The organism is Nonomuraea sp. NPDC047529 (assembly GCF_040642995.1).
GTDB lineage: Bacteria > Actinomycetota > Actinomycetes > Streptosporangiales > Streptosporangiaceae > Nonomuraea.
In genome coordinates, this window is the sequence record NZ_JBEYTJ010000016.1 from 42,815 (window position 1) to 59,228 (window position 16,414).

The 16,414-nt window shown below is 72.5% G+C and carries 11 protein-coding genes; 4 read left to right on the forward strand and 7 right to left on the reverse strand.

Annotated elements, in window-relative coordinates:
• The first annotated feature begins 14 nt into the window (after nucleotides 1-14).
• Entirely contained in the window at nucleotides 15-503 is a 489-nt protein-coding gene (locus tag ABZ815_RS24905) for a pyridoxamine 5'-phosphate oxidase family protein (protein WP_357701744.1), read from the forward strand.
• 7 nt (nucleotides 504-510) lie between these two features.
• Here ABZ815_RS24905 and ABZ815_RS24910 read toward each other — a convergent pair whose 3' ends face one another.
• Genes ABZ815_RS24910 through ABZ815_RS24925 form a run of 4 tightly spaced genes read right to left on the reverse strand, consistent with a single transcriptional unit; the run spans nucleotide 511 to nucleotide 5,580 of the window.
• Nucleotides 511-1,452 (reverse strand): hypothetical protein, encoded by a 942-nt coding sequence (locus tag ABZ815_RS24910; RefSeq protein ID WP_357701746.1) that lies wholly within the window; start codon nucleotides 1,450-1,452, stop codon nucleotides 511-513.
• Nucleotides 1,449-1,748: a hypothetical protein gene (locus tag ABZ815_RS24915; RefSeq protein WP_357701748.1), complete on the reverse strand. Its 300-nt coding sequence runs from the start codon at nucleotides 1,746-1,748 to the stop codon at nucleotides 1,449-1,451. Before ABZ815_RS24915 ends, ABZ815_RS24910 begins: the two co-directional genes overlap by 4 nt.
• Complete coding sequence (locus tag ABZ815_RS24920) at nucleotides 1,745-2,161, reverse strand: DUF6313 family protein (RefSeq protein WP_357701750.1); 417 nt, start codon at nucleotides 2,159-2,161, stop codon at nucleotides 1,745-1,747. The genes ABZ815_RS24915 and ABZ815_RS24920 overlap by 4 nt, the downstream gene beginning before the upstream one ends.
• A 59-nt stretch (nucleotides 2,162-2,220) precedes the next feature.
• Nucleotides 2,221-5,580 carry a WD40 repeat domain-containing protein gene (locus ABZ815_RS24925; protein WP_357701752.1) on the reverse strand — a complete coding sequence of 1,120 codons (3,360 nt, stop codon included), beginning with the start codon at nucleotides 5,578-5,580 and terminating at the stop codon, nucleotides 2,221-2,223.
• A gap of 379 nt (nucleotides 5,581-5,959) precedes the next feature.
• Here ABZ815_RS24925 and ABZ815_RS24930 point away from each other — a divergent pair, with 379 nt between their 5' ends.
• Entirely contained in the window at nucleotides 5,960-7,213 is a 1,254-nt protein-coding gene (locus ABZ815_RS24930) for a S8 family serine peptidase (protein WP_357701754.1), read from the forward strand.
• A 55-nt stretch (nucleotides 7,214-7,268) separates the two neighbouring features.
• Entirely contained in the window at nucleotides 7,269-9,260 is a 1,992-nt protein-coding gene (locus tag ABZ815_RS24935; RefSeq protein ID WP_357701756.1) for a hypothetical protein, read from the forward strand.
• A gap of 53 nt (nucleotides 9,261-9,313) precedes the next feature.
• Here the strand turns inward: ABZ815_RS24935 and ABZ815_RS24940 are convergent, their stop codons facing one another.
• From ABZ815_RS24940 to eccCa, 3 genes are read right to left on the reverse strand one after another with little or no spacing between them, the layout of a single operon-like run.
• Nucleotides 9,314-10,501, reverse strand: a complete 1,188-nt coding sequence (locus tag ABZ815_RS24940) for a transglycosylase SLT domain-containing protein (protein ID WP_357701758.1) — start codon at nucleotides 10,499-10,501, stop codon at nucleotides 9,314-9,316.
• Nucleotides 10,498-10,812: a hypothetical protein gene (locus ABZ815_RS24945; RefSeq protein ID WP_357701760.1), complete on the reverse strand. Its 315-nt coding sequence runs from the start codon at nucleotides 10,810-10,812 to the stop codon at nucleotides 10,498-10,500. Before ABZ815_RS24945 ends, ABZ815_RS24940 begins: the two co-directional genes overlap by 4 nt.
• A gap of 24 nt (nucleotides 10,813-10,836) precedes the next feature.
• Nucleotides 10,837-14,769, reverse strand: coding sequence for a type VII secretion protein EccCa (gene eccCa / locus ABZ815_RS24950; RefSeq protein ID WP_357701762.1), 3,933 nt, complete (start codon nucleotides 14,767-14,769; stop codon nucleotides 10,837-10,839).
• Nucleotides 14,770-14,914: 145 nt separating this feature from the next.
• Here eccCa and eccD point away from each other — a divergent pair, with 145 nt between their 5' ends.
• The gene (gene eccD / locus ABZ815_RS24955) at nucleotides 14,915-16,405 is read left to right on the forward strand and encodes a type VII secretion integral membrane protein EccD (protein WP_357702042.1); all 1,491 of its coding nucleotides are present in this window, start codon (nucleotides 14,915-14,917) and stop codon (nucleotides 16,403-16,405) included.
• The last annotated feature ends 9 nt before the right edge of the window (nucleotides 16,406-16,414 follow it).

Below are 16,414 nucleotides of genomic sequence, written 5' to 3' on the forward strand. Positions count from 1 at the left end.
GGGAAGACAACCCCATGGCCACTCAAGTCGCCTCGTTCGCCGACATCTCCAGCCAGTTCGACACCTACATCGGCGACATCGTCTACGCCACCATGACCACCGTCGACGCCAAGGGACGGCCGCGCGCACGAGTGCTCATCCCGGTCTGGGAGACCGTCGACGGCACTCCGCTGGGCTGGCTGGCCACGTACCGGACGCCGGTCAAGGCCGCCCACCTGGCGGGCAACCCGCACACCACGTTCTCCTACTGGACGCCCCGGCAGAACGCGGTGAGCGTCGACGCCGTCGCCGCCTGGACCGGCGACCTGGAGACCAAGCGGCACGTGTGGGACCTGTACCGGCGCACGAGCCCGAAGGGCGCCGGGTACGACCTGGGCAACTTCTGGCACGGTGGCCCCGGCGATCCGCAACTGCACGTCCTGCGCCTGGAGCCGTGGCGCATCCAGGTGATCAGAGGCTCGGACCTGCACAGCTCCATCTGGTACGCCCCGGGAGAACGCTGACGGAAGGTCAGCGTCGCCGGAGGCGAGTGGTGACGATCTCGGCGGTGTCGGGCGGCAGTTGGGGCACGAGGCCGTGCCAGGCGCGCAGGGTGGCCCTGTCCACGGCGGCCGCGATCGAACGGGCGATCAGGCCGTCGTCCGGCGGCACCGCGGCCGGGCTCAGGGGTTCGGTGGTCTCCCACCTGCCGTCGCCGGAGAAGCCGGGCAGCATGACGCGCGAGCGCCGGGCCGGGGTGTGCGCGGTCACCGGAACCAGGAGGTCGGACGGAGTCCCGTCCGACACGTACCGGATCACGTAGACGAGCGGTCCGGCCGGAGCAGCCATGATCTCCAGCACGTACGAGGCCGACGGCCCGGAGCGGTTCACCTGGAAGAGCGCCCCGCCAGGCAGGACGAGCACGAAGTCGTGGGGGGCGGCGGCCGCCGCCCGGGAGAGCGGACGCACCACGGGCAGCGGGATCACCGCCGACGTCGGCGGCACGTCGTCCACCAGGTCGAGGGTCCAGTCGGCGTCCGGGAGGCCGGTGAACGCCGCCCGTCCGTCGCCGCCGACGCTCGCCAGGTACCGGAGGTCGGGGCGCCCGGCCGTCAGGGACAGCCACGTCCCGGCGTCACCGGCCCCCGGCCCGGTCACGGTCAGCGTCAGCTCGCCGCGGCCGTTCGCGCCCACGCCCGCCTCGGCCGTGATCGTCAGGTCGAGATGACGCACGCCGACGGAGCCGGCGCGAGCGGAGAGCCCATGGTCGTTCAGCTGCCGCAACGCCTGCGTCAGGTCCTCATGCGTCCGGGGGGCGGCGGGCGGGTGCGCGGCGCGCATGGCCTGACGTGCGAGCCCGGCCACCGACGCGGCCCGCTCGCCGACCCAGCCGTCGTCCGCGTCCGGGAAGGCGAGACCGAAGTATCCGGCGCAGATGTCCTCCAGGGACTCACCGCCCTGCCGCTCGTTCATGGCCGCCTCCTGCCGCTCTTGTGGGCCTCCTCGACACAGATGAAGCACACCGGCCCGTTCTCGCCCGCCTCGTGCAGCAGGGTCGAGGCGCCGGCGACGGCGATCCTCATCGCCTGGCCCGTCGAGACCCAGGTCGGCACGTCCTTGCTGTCGAGCACGCGGCGGACGGAGTACTCCCAGTGTTTCTCGGCCTGCTCCCAGTCATTGTCATGGTGTCTGATGAACGAGACGGCGAAGCCGTCGGGCACGCGGAACTCCCGGTGCGCGAAGCACAGATCGCGCAGCAGCGGGATCATCCGGCCTCGCCCTCGACCGGCACGGGCTCGCTCTTCCCCAGCAGTTCCTCGGCCGGCCTGGTCCGCCGGGACGTGATCGCGTGGCTGACCATGAACCCGGCGACCCCTCCCACCGCGGCCGGGACGAGCAACCACCCCACGATCGACAGGAACCAGGCCAGGACCGGCAGCGCGGTGTCGGCGGGCGAGGTGATGCCCAGGGTGACGTCGTAGGCCGTGCGCCAGCCGATCACCAGGCCGTTGGCCCCGAACAGCGCCCCGACCGCGACCATGATCGGCAGCCCGCGGGTCCACATCCAGTAGCGGACCCCGTGGTGGGCGCCCAGGGAGAGCCACCAGCGGCGCAGCCGATGCCGGATCCGCTCGCGAGGAGGCGGGGGAACTCCGAATCCCGGGGGGACGGACGGGGGCATGAGCACAAGGTAGCCACTCGTCACAGGGCGCGAACGGAAAATGCCGGAGGAGGCCGGATTCATGGCGTACAGGTGTTCGGAGCGGTCGTCTGATGCGCGTGGGTCAGCCATTCCTGCGGCGTGATCCGGCGCGTCCCGGCCATCGCGCACAACGCCTCGTCCAGCTCGGCCGGGACGCTGACATTCCACAGCCAGACCCGGCCCTTCCTGCCGCCCGTCGCCATCCGGGCGCCGTCCGGCGTGAAGGCCACCGCCTTGAAGCCGCCTTCGATCGGCGGGCCCACCGCGCGCCCGGACGCGATGTCCCACCGGCGCATGGTCCTGTGGTCGGCGGCTCGCCATGCGCCGCGTCCGCCGCTGGACATCAGCGTCCGCCCGTCGGGCGCGAAGGCGAGCAGGCTGACGATGCCCTGGCCGGTGGGGACGGGGGAACCGGACGGCCGCCCGGTCGCGGCGTTCCACAGCCGGACGGAGCCGTCGGAGGTGGCCGCGGCGATCCGGGTTCCGTCGCCGCTGAACGCCAGGGCGTCGATGACGCCCGCGTCGCCCTCCAGGCGGCGCAGGAAGCGAGGGCCGGTGAGATCCCACAGGTCCACGCGCTCGTCCAGGCTCTCGGGGACGGGCCGGTAGCTCATCGCCATCGACGAGTTCCCGTCGCCGCCGAACGCCAGATGCCTGATGCCGAGCGGCGTCTCGACGGGCTTCCCGGCCGTCTTCCCTGTCGCCGCGTCCACCACGCCGACCGTCGAAGCGCCGAACGTGTCCCTTTCGAGCGTGACCGCGATGCGGGTCCCGTCGCGGTTCAGGGCTCGCAGTTCGGGCACGCGGCCGTCGACCCGGGCGATGGTCCGCAGCGGCTTCCCGCCGGAGGCGGAGTGGAGGGTGATGGGCCCGGGACCGACGATTCCCGCCGCCGTCAGGCCGCCCTGCCGCTGGGACGCCCAGATCCTCCCGTCACCGGACACGGCCCGTACCGGCTCGGTGTCGCGCCTGGACGTCCAGCCGCCGCCGTTCCGCCGGAACGACGAGCCTGCGTCCGTCCACAAGGTGGCCGCGTCGGGGGAGAAGGCCAGCAAAGTGACCTCGTCGTCTCCGGCGGTCAGCGGGCCCTGGAGGGGGTGGGAGTACGACAGGTCCCACAGCCGGGTCCTGCCGTCCTCGCCGCCGGAGACGAGTGTGGTGCCCGCACGGTCCACGTCGATCGCCCGCACGGCTCCGTCGTGGCCGGTCAGCGCCATCCCGACCGCCTCCTTGAGTTCGGGGTCCCACAGCCGGACGACTCCCTCCTCGTCCCCGGCGATCCACAGGTTCAGCCTGGCGTCGAAGCCCAGTGCCGTGACGCGGGCCGCCGGCAGCGTCGTCCTGCGGGTGCCGCGGCCGGCGTCCAGGAGCACGAGCCTGCCCTCGGCGTCCGCGACGGCCAGGGTGCTCCCGTCCGCGCTGAAGGCCGGGCGCACGTCGTCCACGCGCGTCGCCGGGCCGCGCCGTGAACGCGTCGGGACGTCCCAGAGCTGGACGGACGCCTCGCCGCGGACGTCGGAGGACACCGCGGCGAGCGTCGTGCCGTCGGGGCTGAGGACGAGTTCGTCGTACTTGAGGAATCCGGACCCGACGAGTCGTGGGAAGCCGGCGTCCACCGCCCGGCGCCCGGCGATGTCCCACAGTGAGAGGCGGCCGCTGAAATCGGCGAAGAGCACGCGCTCGCTGTCGGGCATGAAGGCGATCGCGGTCGTGCTGCTGCCCTGGCCGAACTCGTGCAGGGGCTTGCGGGTGCGGCCGTCCCACAGGCTCGCGCCCCCGTGGTTGTGCGTGGCCGCCACGTAACGGCCGTCGGGACTGAAGACGACCTTGACGACCGACCGTCCGGAGAAGAAGTCGTTGTTGGCCGGTTCGGCGGGGGCGCGGCTCGGCACGTCCCACCACATCGGCCGGGCGTCGTCGCTGCCCGTCACCACCGTTCGGCCGGACGGGGACAGCGCCACGGAGTGCAGCGACGCCTGGATGTGCCCGTCGAGCACGGCGCGCGCGGGCGAGGCGAGGACGGACAACATGCTCTGCCGCGCTTCGGCCGTGGGCGCCGCGTTGCCGGCCGCCACCGTGAGCAGCGCGGCCAGCTGCGGGTCCGTGGCGGACACCTGCGAGCCGGCCTCCGCCAGGCGGCGCGACAACGCGGTCCGCAGCTGCTCGGAGGTGTCGTCACGCCACACGACCAGGCCCAGCACCGCGAGCGGGACGAGCAGCGCGAGCCCCGCCAGGACGCCGACCCGTTGCGGAGCCAGCCGGTACAGGTGACGCCGGGCGGCCGCCACGTCATCGGCCCAGGAGATCCGCACGCCGTCGGCCAGATGGCCGTCGGAGTCCTCGTTGGCCTTCGGCGCGACGACGCTCATCTCGCTCTGGGACGCCCGGGTGAGCTTGGCGGCCAGGCCGCCGACCCTGCCCAGCCGTCCGGTCGGCTCGATGCGCCCGGTGACGGCCTGCCGCGTGCGCGGGGTGCGCAGCGGGCGGGCGAGCGCCCAGCGCACGCGCGGGACGGCGGGCATGGCGGGCACGGCGAAGGACGTCCGCGCCGGAGGTCCGAGAGTCTCCTCCAGCAGCACCGCGAACGCCGCTCCCAGGGACGATCCAGACACTCGCCGCAACCGCACGTCGTCGATGGACAACCGCCACAACACGCACGGCATGTCGCGCCCGCCGCCGCTCTGGCGTTTCCAGGACGTGGTGATCGCGTCCTGGAAGGCCGCATCCGCCTGGAAGTCGAACATCGTCCGCGGGTCGGGGAACAACCCGGGCGGGCCGCCCCGCAGGACGCCCAGGCGCAGGGTCCCGAGCAGGCCGGTGTCGCCGTCGTCGAACAACACCCTGATCAGGTGTTCCCGGCGCGACCTCAGGCGTGACCGGGCGGCCGGCGACCAGATCTCCAGCGCGACCATCGAGCGGGCCGGTCCGCCGCCCAGCTCGTCCAGGCGGCTCATGAGGTGCGGATGGCGTGCGGCGGCCCGGGACGGCAGCCCGCTGAGGCCATGGCCGGGCAGCAGGCCGCTGTCACGCCAGCGTCGCACGGCGGCGGCCAGCAGGGTGTCGGCCTCCTCGGTGCCCGGTGGCCACGTCCGGCTCGACAGCCAGGCCATGCGGGCCACATGCCAGGCGCCGGTGGCGGCCCGTCCCCAGCCGTCGACGCCCGGCTCCGCGAGGTCGAGCGTGTCGGCGTCGTCGATGGCGCCGAGCGCCCAGCAACCATCACGAACCCAGGCATGCAGCAGCTCCGGGTGCGTGCGGGCCGTTTCGGCGCAGGCGTCCCACCACAGGCCCGCGTCGATGAGCCGGCGGGAGCATTCCTCGGCCGTGACGGCGTTCTCCGGAGCACCGGGCACGGTGAATCGCCGCTCAAGATCGAGAAGCGCGTCAAGGCTGGACAATGGTCATCACATCGTTCCGGGCTCGCGGCTTGCCCGGGGCGGCCTCGTGGGACTGGATGCTCAGCACGTCTCTCATCTTGATCCGAGGCGACGGGATCGAGACGGGGAATCGCGTAATGAACGGCGCGGCCTGAACCCTTCGAGGCGAGGACGTCCGGCCGGCCTGCGCTCCTCGCCAAGATATCTCGCACTCTCCGCTAACGACACAGATCACCCGGCGTCGCAGGATTGCCTCTCGAACGAATCGACTTGATCGGGACAGATGTGCGGCCGGGCGCGGACGCCCGCGTTCCCCATCGCCCCGCTGGTCCTGTCGATCGCCGCGTTCGGCGCTCGGACGCGGTTCGATCCGGATGGCTGAGACGACCCTGGTGGAGCGGTGGAGCGATCGCGTACGAACGCGGGCCACGCCTCCGTGATGCCCCGGACCTCGGCGGCACGCCCGGGGCGCGGCGGCCGGAGACGCGCGGGCGCGCTCGGCCGGGTGCTGCTCTCCGCCGTCCTGGGACTCGGCGTCGCCGCCGCCCCGGCGGCCGCCACGTCGGCGGACGGCGACTGCAACCCCGAACCGGGCGTGGTGAAGCTGCCCGGCGGAGAGCCCTGGGCGCAGAAGCGGCTCGACATCAAGACGGCGTGGCGGCTGAGCACCGGCGCCGGCGTCCGGGTGGCGATCATCGACAGCGGCCTCGACGTCAAGCACCCGCAACTGCCCTGGTTGTCGGACTTCGTCGACTTCACCGGGACCGGCTACACCGACTGCGTCGGCCACGGCACCGCCGTCACGGGCATCATCGCCGGGCGCGTCTATCCGGGCGTCGCCTTCCACGGCGTGGCCCCGCGGGCGACCGTCATGGTGCTCAAGCAGAGCAGCCAGGCCGAGGGCCACGTCGCCACCCTGGCGGCGGCCATCGACAAGGCGGTCCAGCTCAAGGCCGACGTCATCAACATCTCGATCAAGGCGGCCGACAATCCCGCGCTCAAGGCGGCCGTCCGCAACGCCCTGGCGAGGGACGTCGTGATCGTCGCCGCCGCCGGGAACATCACCGACAAGAAGGAGGACGTGCCCGCCTATCCGGGCTCCTACGAGGGGGTGCTGGCCGTGGGCTCGGCCACTCCCGACGGGCGGCGCGCCGACTCCTCCAACACGGCCACGCCCGTCGGCGTCCTGGGGCCGGGGGTCGGCATCATCGCCCCGTGGCCGGGGAGGTCGTACAAGCTGGATCTGGAGGGGTCCAGCTTCGGCGCCGCCTACGTGTCCGGGACCGCCGCCCTGGTGCGCGCCCGGTTCCCGCAGCTCGACCAGGAGCAGGTACGGCGGCGCATCATCGCCACGGCCGACGGATCCGTCGGCAAGGGCACGGGGGCGGGCATGGTGAACCCGGTGCAGGCGGTCAGCGCCGTGCTGCCCTTCGAGCCCGCGGGACGGCCCATGGTCGCCGCGCCCCCGCCCGCCCCCATCGCGGCGGACGCGATCGCCAAGGTGCCCCCGCAGAACGCCGGGGCCCGGAACACCGCGCTGGCCGTGACCGCGGGAGCGCTGATCCTCACCGCCGTGGCCGGCGCCCTCGCACTGGTGCTGCCGCTCGGCAGAAGCCGCGGATGGCGCACGGGCCCGCCCAATGACGTCAGTTGACCGCTGATGCAGGCGCTGCCCGCAGCGCAGCGCCTGGATACGAAGGGAACCTACGATGCACCCGTTACAGCCAGACGATCCACAGAGGCTGGGCGACCACGACCTGTCGGAACGCCTGCCGGAGGGGCCGCGCGGGGCGGCCTTCCTCGGCCGCGAGTCGAAGGACGCGCCCCTCCGGGTGATCAAGTTGCTGGCCGCGAAGCCGGACGCCGACGCGGAAGGCGTCGCGCGCTTCGCCAAGGTCCGGCGCCTTTCCAGCTCGTCCATTGCGCGCACGCTGGACGCCGGCCTGCACGAGGGCCACCTGTACGTCGTACGCGAGCACGTCGAGGGGCGCGGCCTGGCCGAGATCGTCGCCGCCGACGGGCCGCTCGACCCCGACGGGGTGGAACGGGTGGCCGTCGGGACGCTGACCGCGCTGACCGCCGCGCACCTGGCGGGCGTCACGCACCGGGCACTGACCCCCGGCAACGTCATCATGGGCGCCGACGGCGTCCGGGTGACCGACCTGGACCTCGGCGAGGCCGCCGGGGAGATCGGCTACCGCTCGCCCGAGCAGCTGAGAGGCGAGCCGTACGGCCCCTCCGCCGACCTGTTCGCCTGGGCCGCCACGGTGGTCTTCGCCGCCACCGGGAAGGCGCCGTTCGGTCAGGACGCCGACGAGGTGCTGACCGGCGCGCCCGAGCTGGGAACGCTGGCCGAACCGCTCCGCGCCGTGGTGTCCGCGGCGCTGTCGAAGGACGCCAGGCAGCGGCCCGCCGCGTACGCGGCGCTGCTGCGCCTGCTCGGCGGCCCGTCGGCGGACCAGGAGGTCACGGCGAAGCTGCCGCCCGCGGACGCCCCGGGCCTCACCCCGCTGTTCGCCCCTCCCGCCCTGCCGCCGGCGGACGGCGCCGCACCGCTCGAAGGCGTGCCGGTTCAGCCGCCCCAGCCCCAGCAGCCGGCCCAGCAGCCGGGGCAGCCGCAGCAGACGTGGGAGCCGCCGAGGCTGCAGCAGCCCATCCAGGAGACGCCGCAGCGCCCCAAGGTGTGGCAGGCGTCGGTCGTGGACCCGGCCTCCCCGCGCCGGAAGTTCCCGGTCGGCCTGACCGCTTCGGTCGCCGCGCTCATGGTGCTGTCAGGGGTGGGCCTGTGGGGAGCCAGCCGCTACACGGACGCGGACCGGATCGACTCGGTCGGTGTCGCGGCCGAGGGCAGGTCCACCGACGGGGCCACCGGGTCCGCCGACGCGGCGGCGAACGGGACGACGGGTCCCGGCGACGGGACGGTTCCGCAACCGGGCGAGCCCGGCACCGACCAGGCCGATGTGGACGTGCCGTGGGCGACGCCGTCCGACGCCGACTCGTACGGGGTGGGCCCGCTCATCCTGCCCACCGAGGAGCCGTCGGGCGTCCCGACCGCGCCCGTGTACAGCTCGGTGCCGACGCCGTCGCCGCCGTCCACGCAGCCGGTCGCCACCCAGCCGGTCGCCACCCCGCAGCCGACCACGCCGCAGCCGACGGCCTCACAGCCGAAGAGCCCGCAGGCGACCAGGACGGTCACGGCGACGCCGACGGCCAGGAACACCAGGACGCCCGAGCAGTCCCAGGAGCCGACCCCGACCCCCCAGAAGAGCACCGAGGCTCCGGCCCCCGCCAAGAGCACCCAGCAGGCCCCGCCGCCCACGACGGAGGCCCCCGAGCCGGAGCAGCCCAAGAGCGAGGCCCAGCCGGAGCCGGAGCCGAAGAACCCCTACACGCCCACCCAGGTGTGCGGGTCCGGCTTCTACGTGCAGCGGTCGCAGTCGTTCAACGGCGGTGAGACCTTCCAGCTGTACAACAGCGGCACCAAGCAGAACTGCGTGGTGACGATGAAGTACGCGGGCGTGGGCAAGGAGAGCCCGGTGAGCGCGACGCTCGACGTCCAGGACGGGGACAGCGTGACCGACAGCGGCGACTACAAGTACTACGCGGGGCCGGTCAAGCTGGCCGCCCCGGGCAGGTGCGTGAAGTTCTCCGGCAGCGTCGGTGCCGGGAGCACCGCCGCGGGCTGGGCCAACTGCGGCTGAACCGACGGACGTACCCCGCCCGGGAACCTCCGGGCGGGGGCGTCCACTGAAGGTCAGTAGGGCCGGTAGCCGCCGCCTTGCTCCAGGGACGCGATGCCGGGGTGTCTGGCGAGGTTGCCGTAGCGGCTGTAGGTGTACAGCACGCCCGCGATGATGTTGTCGACCGGGTCGAGGATCTTGCCGTGGCCGGGCAGGGCGTGCGCGTTGAACGTCGGCGGGATGGTCTGCATCAGGCCCTGGGACGGGATGCCGTTCTTGGCGTTGATGTCCCAGGTGTTGATGGAATTGGGGTTGCCGCCGGACTCGTGGTAGATGATCGTCCAGATGCGCTCGACGTCCTTGGGGTCGTTCGGGTCCAGGTCGTTGACGTCGATGCCGCGCTGGCGCATGACCTCCGCCATTTCGGGTGACCTGATGACGGTGAGCGCCTGCTTGATCCACTCGACCACCTCGGCCTTGGGCGCGGGCGTGCTCGTCGCCGACGAGCCACCGCCGCCGGCCCCGGAGCCGCCGCCCGCCCCGGATCCGTTGCCGGACCCGGGGCCCCCGCCCGACACCCGCGTCTCGTCCTGGTGGTCCGCCCTCGTCCAGACGACCTTCTTGTCGCCCGGGTCGAAGTCCGGGCCTCCGGGGTCGGGGATGTGGGTGAACCGGCCGAACCCGTCGAGAGAGCCAGGCCGGACGTGGTCACGCAGTGTGGTGGCGGCGGCCCCGACGGCGTCCTGGGCCGTTCTGACCAGGCTCCTGGCCCGCTCAAGGTTGGCGTTCACGACGTCGGTGAAGCAGGGGTCGGCGAACATCGCGGCCCTCGCGTCGGCCTCGACGGTGTTGGGATGGTTGATCAGATAGTTCACCATGTACCGCTGCGCGTGGCCGACCGTGTCGTCGCGAAGGGTCGTGATCTCCGGAACGGCCTTCTCCAGCGCCGTGGCGACGTTCTTGAGCGCCGCGGCGCAGGCGTGGACGTCGGTGTTGAACTCGCCGCCTGCCTTGGGGAACTGTTGCATGTAGCGGGTGAAGGCGTCCGCGGAGTCGCCGTCCCACTTCCGGTCGACCTCGTTGAGGTTGTTGACGAGCGCGGCGGTCTCGATGGCGGCGTGCGACCCGCACGACTCCCAGGTGTAGGCGATGTCCTTGATGCCCTGGGGGTTGCCCGTGACCTTGGTGAGCAGCGTCAGAAACTCTCCCCCGCCGGGAATCTCGGTGATGTCCGGCGCGAGGACGGCGATGGAGTCGCTCATGCGCCTGAGGCCGTCGCCGCCTTGCGGAGGTTGGTCTCCACCTCGTCGAGCGCCCGCTCGACGTTCTCCAGCCTGCGCTGAGCGCTGCCGAGCTCGACGCGGACGGCGGTCCAGGTGGCGCTGATCTTGGCGGCCAGGTCGCCCGCCCCGTCGAGCTTGCCGAACAGGTCGGGTGGCGTCACCTCGGCGGGCGTCTTCGACTGGCTGACCTTGAGGATCTCTTCGAGGGCGAAGTCCTTCGACGCCACATGGATGCGCGTCCGGCACTCGTCGAGCGCTGTGTAGGAAACATCAACGACGCCTTTGCTCATGAAGATCGAGCATAGTAGAGATCATCACGGTTGGAGAGACCCGTTTTCCTCCGATTCCAACGACGCCGTCTGGATCAGCCGGTCTCCCGATCTCCTGTCCACGAAGAAGGCGCGGCCGGGCGGGAGAGGCTGCGGTCGCACCTTGCCGAACAGCACGCCCTCCTCCCGGTTGCCCGACATGATCAGCGCCGGGCTGGCCATCTCCTTGAGCCGCTGCACCGCGTGGTCGTACATGGCGCGGTTGGCGCCGCCCATCTGACGGGCCAGGATCAGGTGCAGCCCGATGTCGCGCGCCTGCGGCAGCAGCTCGGCCAGCGGTTGCAGGGGGTTGTTCGAGGTGGCGACCAGGTCGTAGTCGTCCACCACGATGTAGAGGTCGGACCCCTGCCACCAGCTGCGGTCGCGAAGCTGGTCCGGGGTCAGGTCGGCGGGCGGCAGGCGCTTGAGCAGCGCGAAGCGCACCTCCTGCACCAGCTCCGCGGCCGCCGCGCTGGAGACGGCGTAACCGATGCGGTGCTCGGTGGCCGCGGTGTCCAGCAAGGACCGGCGGTAGTCGATCACGACCAGCCTGGCTTCCTTGGGGGTCTTGCGCGCGACGAGACCCTCCATGATCAGCTTCAGCATGTTCGACTTGCCGCACCCGGTGTCGCCGAAGACGACGAAGTGCGGATCGGCCTCGAAGTCGAGCATGACGGGGGAGAGCGTCGCCTCGTCGATGCCGATCGCGATGCGGTTCCCGCCGGTCTCCTCCGGGCCGGGCAGGGCGGCCGCGGGAAGCAGGGACGGCAGCAGCCGGACCGGCTTGGCGGCCGGGCCCTGCCACGACTCGTTGACGACCTCCACGAGGGAACGCAGCCCGTCGGCGAGGTCGTCGGCGCCGCGCACCCCGTCGATGCGCGGCAGGGCGGACAGGAAGTGCATGCCGTCCTTGGTGAGCCCACGCCCCGGCGTGCCCTCGGGCACCGCGAGCGACGCGCTGCGGCTGACCTCCGACTCGTAGGCGTCGCCGAGCTTGAGCTCGATCCTGGTGCCGAACAGGTCGCGGAGGCCCGGCCGGAACTCCGACCACTTGTTGGTGGTCGCCATGACGTGCACGCCGTAACCGAGCCCGCGCGTGGCCAGGTCGGTGATCACCGGCTCCAGGCTCTCGTACTCCTGCCGGATCGTCAGCCAGCCGTCCACGACCAGGAACACGTCGCCCCAGCCGTCGCCCTCGACGCTGCCGTCGGCCACCCGCTTGCGGTAGGCGGCGATCGAGTCGATGCCGTGGTCGGCGAAGTCCCGCTCGCGCTGCTGGAGGATGCCCGAGATCTCGGCGACCGTACGGCGGACCCGGTCGGCGTTCTGCCGGTTGGCCACGCCGCCCACGTGCGGCAGCCCCTCCAGGGCCGACAGCGTGCCGCCGCCGAAGTCCAGGCAGTAGAACTGCACCTCCCGAGGCGTGTGCGTGAGCGCCATGCTGGCGATCAGCGAGCGCAGCACCGTGCTCTTGCCGCTCTGCGTGCCGCCCGCGATGCCGACGTGCCCCGCCGCGCCGGACAGGTTCAGCCAGTACGGGTCCCGTCGCTGGTCGAAGGGCCGGTCGATGATGCCGACGACGGCGTGCAGCCGGCCCCGGCCGTCCCAGCCGGGCGTGGACAGCCCGAGCTCCGGGGTCACCGACAGCGCGGGCAGCAGGTGACCCAGGGTCGGCGGCTCGGCCAGCGGCGGCAGCCAGATGCGGTGCGCCGCGGGGCCGCGTCCCTCCAGCCGGCCGACCACGATGTCGAGCAGGCTCGCCTGTGCGCCGCCCTGCTCCGGCTCCTCCGGCGTCTCCTCCGGGGGCGTCTCGGCGGCGGGCAGCGGCGCGTAGGCGTGGCCGTACTCGATGACCTCGCGCGCCGCGGGCTGCCCGCTGTCGGTCACGTGCCTGGGGTCGGGATGGTAGGCGGCCGAGACATAGGCGGCCTTGAACCGGGTCATGCCGCTCGTGTCGAACTTGAGGTAGCCGTTGCCCGGCGCCGAGGGCAGCTCGTACGCGTCGGCCACGCCCAGCACCGCCCGGCTTTCCATCGCCGAGAACGTGCGCAGCCCGATCCGGTACGACAGATGCGTGTCGAGCCCCCGCAGCCGGCCCTCGTCCAGCCGCTGGGAGGCCAGCAGCAGGTGCACGCCCAGTGAGCGGCCGAGCCGGCCGATCATCACGAACAGGTCGATGAACTCCGGCTTGGTGGACAGCAGCTCGCTGAACTCGTCGAGCACGACGAACAGCGTGGGCAGCGGCGACAGGTTGGCGCCCTGCTCGCGGGCCCGCTCGTAGTCGCGCAGCGAGGCGTGGTTGCCCGCCGCGCGCAGCAGCTCCTGCCTGCGCACCATCTCGCCGTGCAGCGCGTCGTGCATGCGGTCGACCAGGGGGAGCTCGTCCTCCAGGTTGGTGATGACGGCCGAGACGTGGGGGAGCGAGTCGAGGCCGAGGAAGGTCGCGCCGCCCTTGAAGTCGACCAGGACGAAGTTGAGGATCTCCGAGGAGTGGGTGACGGCGAGCCCGAGCACCAGGGTGCGCAGCAGCTCCGACTTGCCGGAGCCGGTGGCTCCGATCAGCAGGCCGTGCGGGCCCATGCCGCCCTGGGCCGACTCCTTGATGTCGAGCTCGACCATGCGGCCGTCCGCCCCGAGCCCGATCGGCACGCGCAGCCGGTTGCGTCCGGCACGCGGCCGCCACGTGACGGCCGGGTCCAGGGCGCGCGGGTCGCTGATGCCGAGCAGGTCGGTGAGCGTCGTGTTGATCGACAACATGTCCTCGCCGTCGCCGCCGCTCCTGGACGAGGCGCGCAGCGGGGACAGCTGCCTGGCCAGCCCCTCCATGCACACGTAGGAGAGCCGGTCCGGCGCGCCCAGCCGCGTCCTGCGCTCCTTGCCCGCGTGGTCGACCTTCACCATGTGCAGGTCGTCCCGCTGGACCTCCAGCCGCAGCGTGTTGCCCTCCTCGACGGCGCCGGTGGAGCCGGTCAGGTCGATGACGGTCACGCCCTGGATGGCGTCGCTGCCGAGCTGGGAGTCGTGCGGCATGTGCCCGCCGTCCACGATCACCACGTGGTACGGCAGCTCGCCGGCCGGTGAGCCCGGCTGGAACCTGGGCCGCTCCTTGAGGTCGCCGCCGACGAGCCGATCGAGATCACCGAGGTTCCCGGCCATCAGGCGGACGGGCCCGGACGCGTCGGCCATGTCGGGATGGTGGGCGTGCGGGAGCCACTTGACCCATTCCCAGTGGGGCATGCGCTCCTGGTCGGCGCAGACCATGATCCGCATGTCGTCGGGGGAGTGGAAGGTGACGACCTGGCCGATCACGGCACGGACGAGGTCCCGCATCGCCGCGACGTCGCCGGTGAGCCGGATGCGCGCGAAGGAGGCCAGGGCGACGGCGACGGGCAGCCGGGCGAGGGTGGAGTGCGCGCGCATGAACCTGCGCAGCGCGCCGGAGGAGAGCGCGTCCAGGTCCTCGACGGGCTTGGAGTCGGGCGGGAAGAGCTGGATGGCCAGCTTCTGCACGCCGGTGCCGAGGCGGATCGTGCTGAAGTCCTCGTCGCGGGGGCGGCGTTCCCACAGGCGGGGGCCCATCGCGATCCACCACAACGAGTCCGGCTCGGGGCCGCTCCACTCCAGGGCCTCGCGCTGCTGCTTGGCGGCGCGCCTGGCCTTCCTGCGGATCTGGCCGAGGTAGCGGAAGTAGTCGCGGCGGGCGCCGTTCAGCCGGTGCTTGCGTTCGCCCGACTGGCGTCCCATCTGGCCGACGCTCATGCCGACCATCGAGACGGCGAACAGGCCGCTGGCCACGTACATGACCGGGCTGGTGTTGGCGCCCCCTGCGGTGAACATCAGCGCCATCGCCGCGCCCCCGGCCACCATGGGCAGGTAGGTGAGGACCGCCATGAAACCCTGGCCCTGAACCTCGGGGATCTCCGGCGGAGACTCCAGCATGACTTCTCCGCGAGGTGGCTTCGGGCCGGGACGACGCTCCGGGCGCCGGACAACCACTTTGCTCACGCGACGTTCTTACCAGAATCGACCCGCTATGGTCTGTGCTGTCCGTGATCCTTTTGGGACGGAGTGGACCGTGGGATCGATGGTTCAGAAGCCGCCGCTGCCCGAGTCCCGGCCCCCCGCAGGGGAGACCGCCGGGCCCGCACAGGCGCCGTCGGGGCCGCTTCAGCAGGGTGCGCTCGCGCAACTGCCGTTGCCGCTGCCGACGTTGTGCAACCTCACGATCGTGGGGCCCGGCCGCAAGGCCGACCTGACGCTGCCGGCCGACATCCCGCTGCCGCACGTGCTGCCGGGGCTGTTGCGCATGCTCGGCGAGGTGGGCGGCGACGCGGCCTCGTCGCCGGGATGGACGCTGCAGCGGCTCGGCGGCGCCCCGCTCGACCTGGAGCAGAGCCTCAGCGCGCTCGGCGTGCTCGACGCCGAGATCCTCTACCTGCGCCCCCGTGAGTCGGTCCTGCCGGCCGCGATCTTCGACGACGTGGCCGACGTCGTCGCCACCGGCGTGCGCGAGGGGCCGGGCAAGTGGACGGCGGCCCACACCAGAGGTCTCGGCGCGGCCGGAGCCACGGGGCTGCTGGTCCTCGGGGCCGTCGGCCTGGCTTCGGCGGGCCTGCCCCCGCTGGTCGGGCCGGTCGTCTTCGGAACGCTCGCACTGCTGCTCATCGCCGCCGGAACCGTGTTGTCGCGGGCCATGGGCGACTCCATGGCGAGCGCGCTGATCGGTCACGCGGCGCTGCCTTACGCCTTTCTGGCCGGGCTGGTCACGCCCGCCGGGACCGGCGGCCCGGCCGGTGTCGGCGCTCCCCACCTGCTCGCCGCGTTCGCCTGCACCGCGCTCGCCGCCGCCGTCGCCGGGATGATGATCTCGCATGGCATTCCCGGCTTTCTCGGCACGTCCATCGCCGCGTCCTGTGGCGCGGTCTGTGCGGCGGTGGTCATGTTGACCGGAACCGTCCCCGCGGGGGTGGCGGCCGTGGCCATCGCCGTGCTGCTGGCGCTGAGCCCGCTGGTGCCGACGTTGTCGTTCCGGCTGGCCCGGGTGCCGCTGCCGGCCATGCCCACGACGGCCGAGGAACTGCGCGCCGACAACCAGCGGCTCGACGCGGCGGCGATCCAGGAGCGCACCGTGATCGCCCAGCGTTACGCCACGGCGCAGATCGTCGCCGTCGGGCTGGCCGCGCTGGTCGCCCAGGCGCTGCTGGTGCTGCACGACGGCCTGATCGCGTACATCATGACCGTCGCGATCTCGCTGACGCTCATCATGCGCGCCCGCGTGTTCTCCGGCGTCGGCCAGCGGCTCTGGCTGGTCGGGTCGGGCATGGCGGGGCTCGCCATGACGGCCTTCGCGCTCAGCTCCAAGGGCGGGGTCATCGGCGCGCTGGCGGTGGCGGTCTGCGTGTTGTGGGCGTCCCTGCTGATGGTGGGCGTCGGGAGGGGGCTGGCCTCGGGCAAGCCGTCGCCGTTCTGGGGACGGGCCGGGGACATCCTGGACCTGCTGCTGATCGTCGAGCTCTTCCCGCTCGCGGCCGGCGTGCTGGAGCTCTACACCTGGGTACGGGGGTTGTCGGGCTGATACTTTGCT

What these genes read in the sequence shown, in the direction of transcription:
- ABZ815_RS24905 (WP_357701744.1), top strand. Translation starts at nt 15, where the DNA reads ATGGCCACTCAAGTCGCCTCGTTCGCCGACATCTCCAGCCAGTTCGAC.
- ABZ815_RS24910 (WP_357701746.1), bottom strand. Translation starts at nt 1,452, where the DNA reads ATGAACGAGCGGCAGGGCGGTGAGTCCCTGGAGGACATCTGCGCCGGA.
- ABZ815_RS24915 (WP_357701748.1), bottom strand. Translation starts at nt 1,748, where the DNA reads ATGATCCCGCTGCTGCGCGATCTGTGCTTCGCGCACCGGGAGTTCCGC.
- ABZ815_RS24920 (WP_357701750.1), bottom strand. Translation starts at nt 2,161, where the DNA reads ATGCCCCCGTCCGTCCCCCCGGGATTCGGAGTTCCCCCGCCTCCTCGC.
- ABZ815_RS24935 (WP_357701756.1), top strand. Translation starts at nt 7,269, where the DNA reads ATGCACCCGTTACAGCCAGACGATCCACAGAGGCTGGGCGACCACGAC.
- ABZ815_RS24940 (WP_357701758.1), bottom strand. Translation starts at nt 10,501, where the DNA reads ATGAGCGACTCCATCGCCGTCCTCGCGCCGGACATCACCGAGATTCCC.
- ABZ815_RS24945 (WP_357701760.1), bottom strand. Translation starts at nt 10,812, where the DNA reads ATGAGCAAAGGCGTCGTTGATGTTTCCTACACAGCGCTCGACGAGTGC.
- eccCa (WP_357701762.1), bottom strand. Translation starts at nt 14,769, where the DNA reads ATGCTGGAGTCTCCGCCGGAGATCCCCGAGGTTCAGGGCCAGGGTTTC.
- eccD (WP_357702042.1), top strand. Translation starts at nt 14,915, where the DNA reads ATGGTTCAGAAGCCGCCGCTGCCCGAGTCCCGGCCCCCCGCAGGGGAG.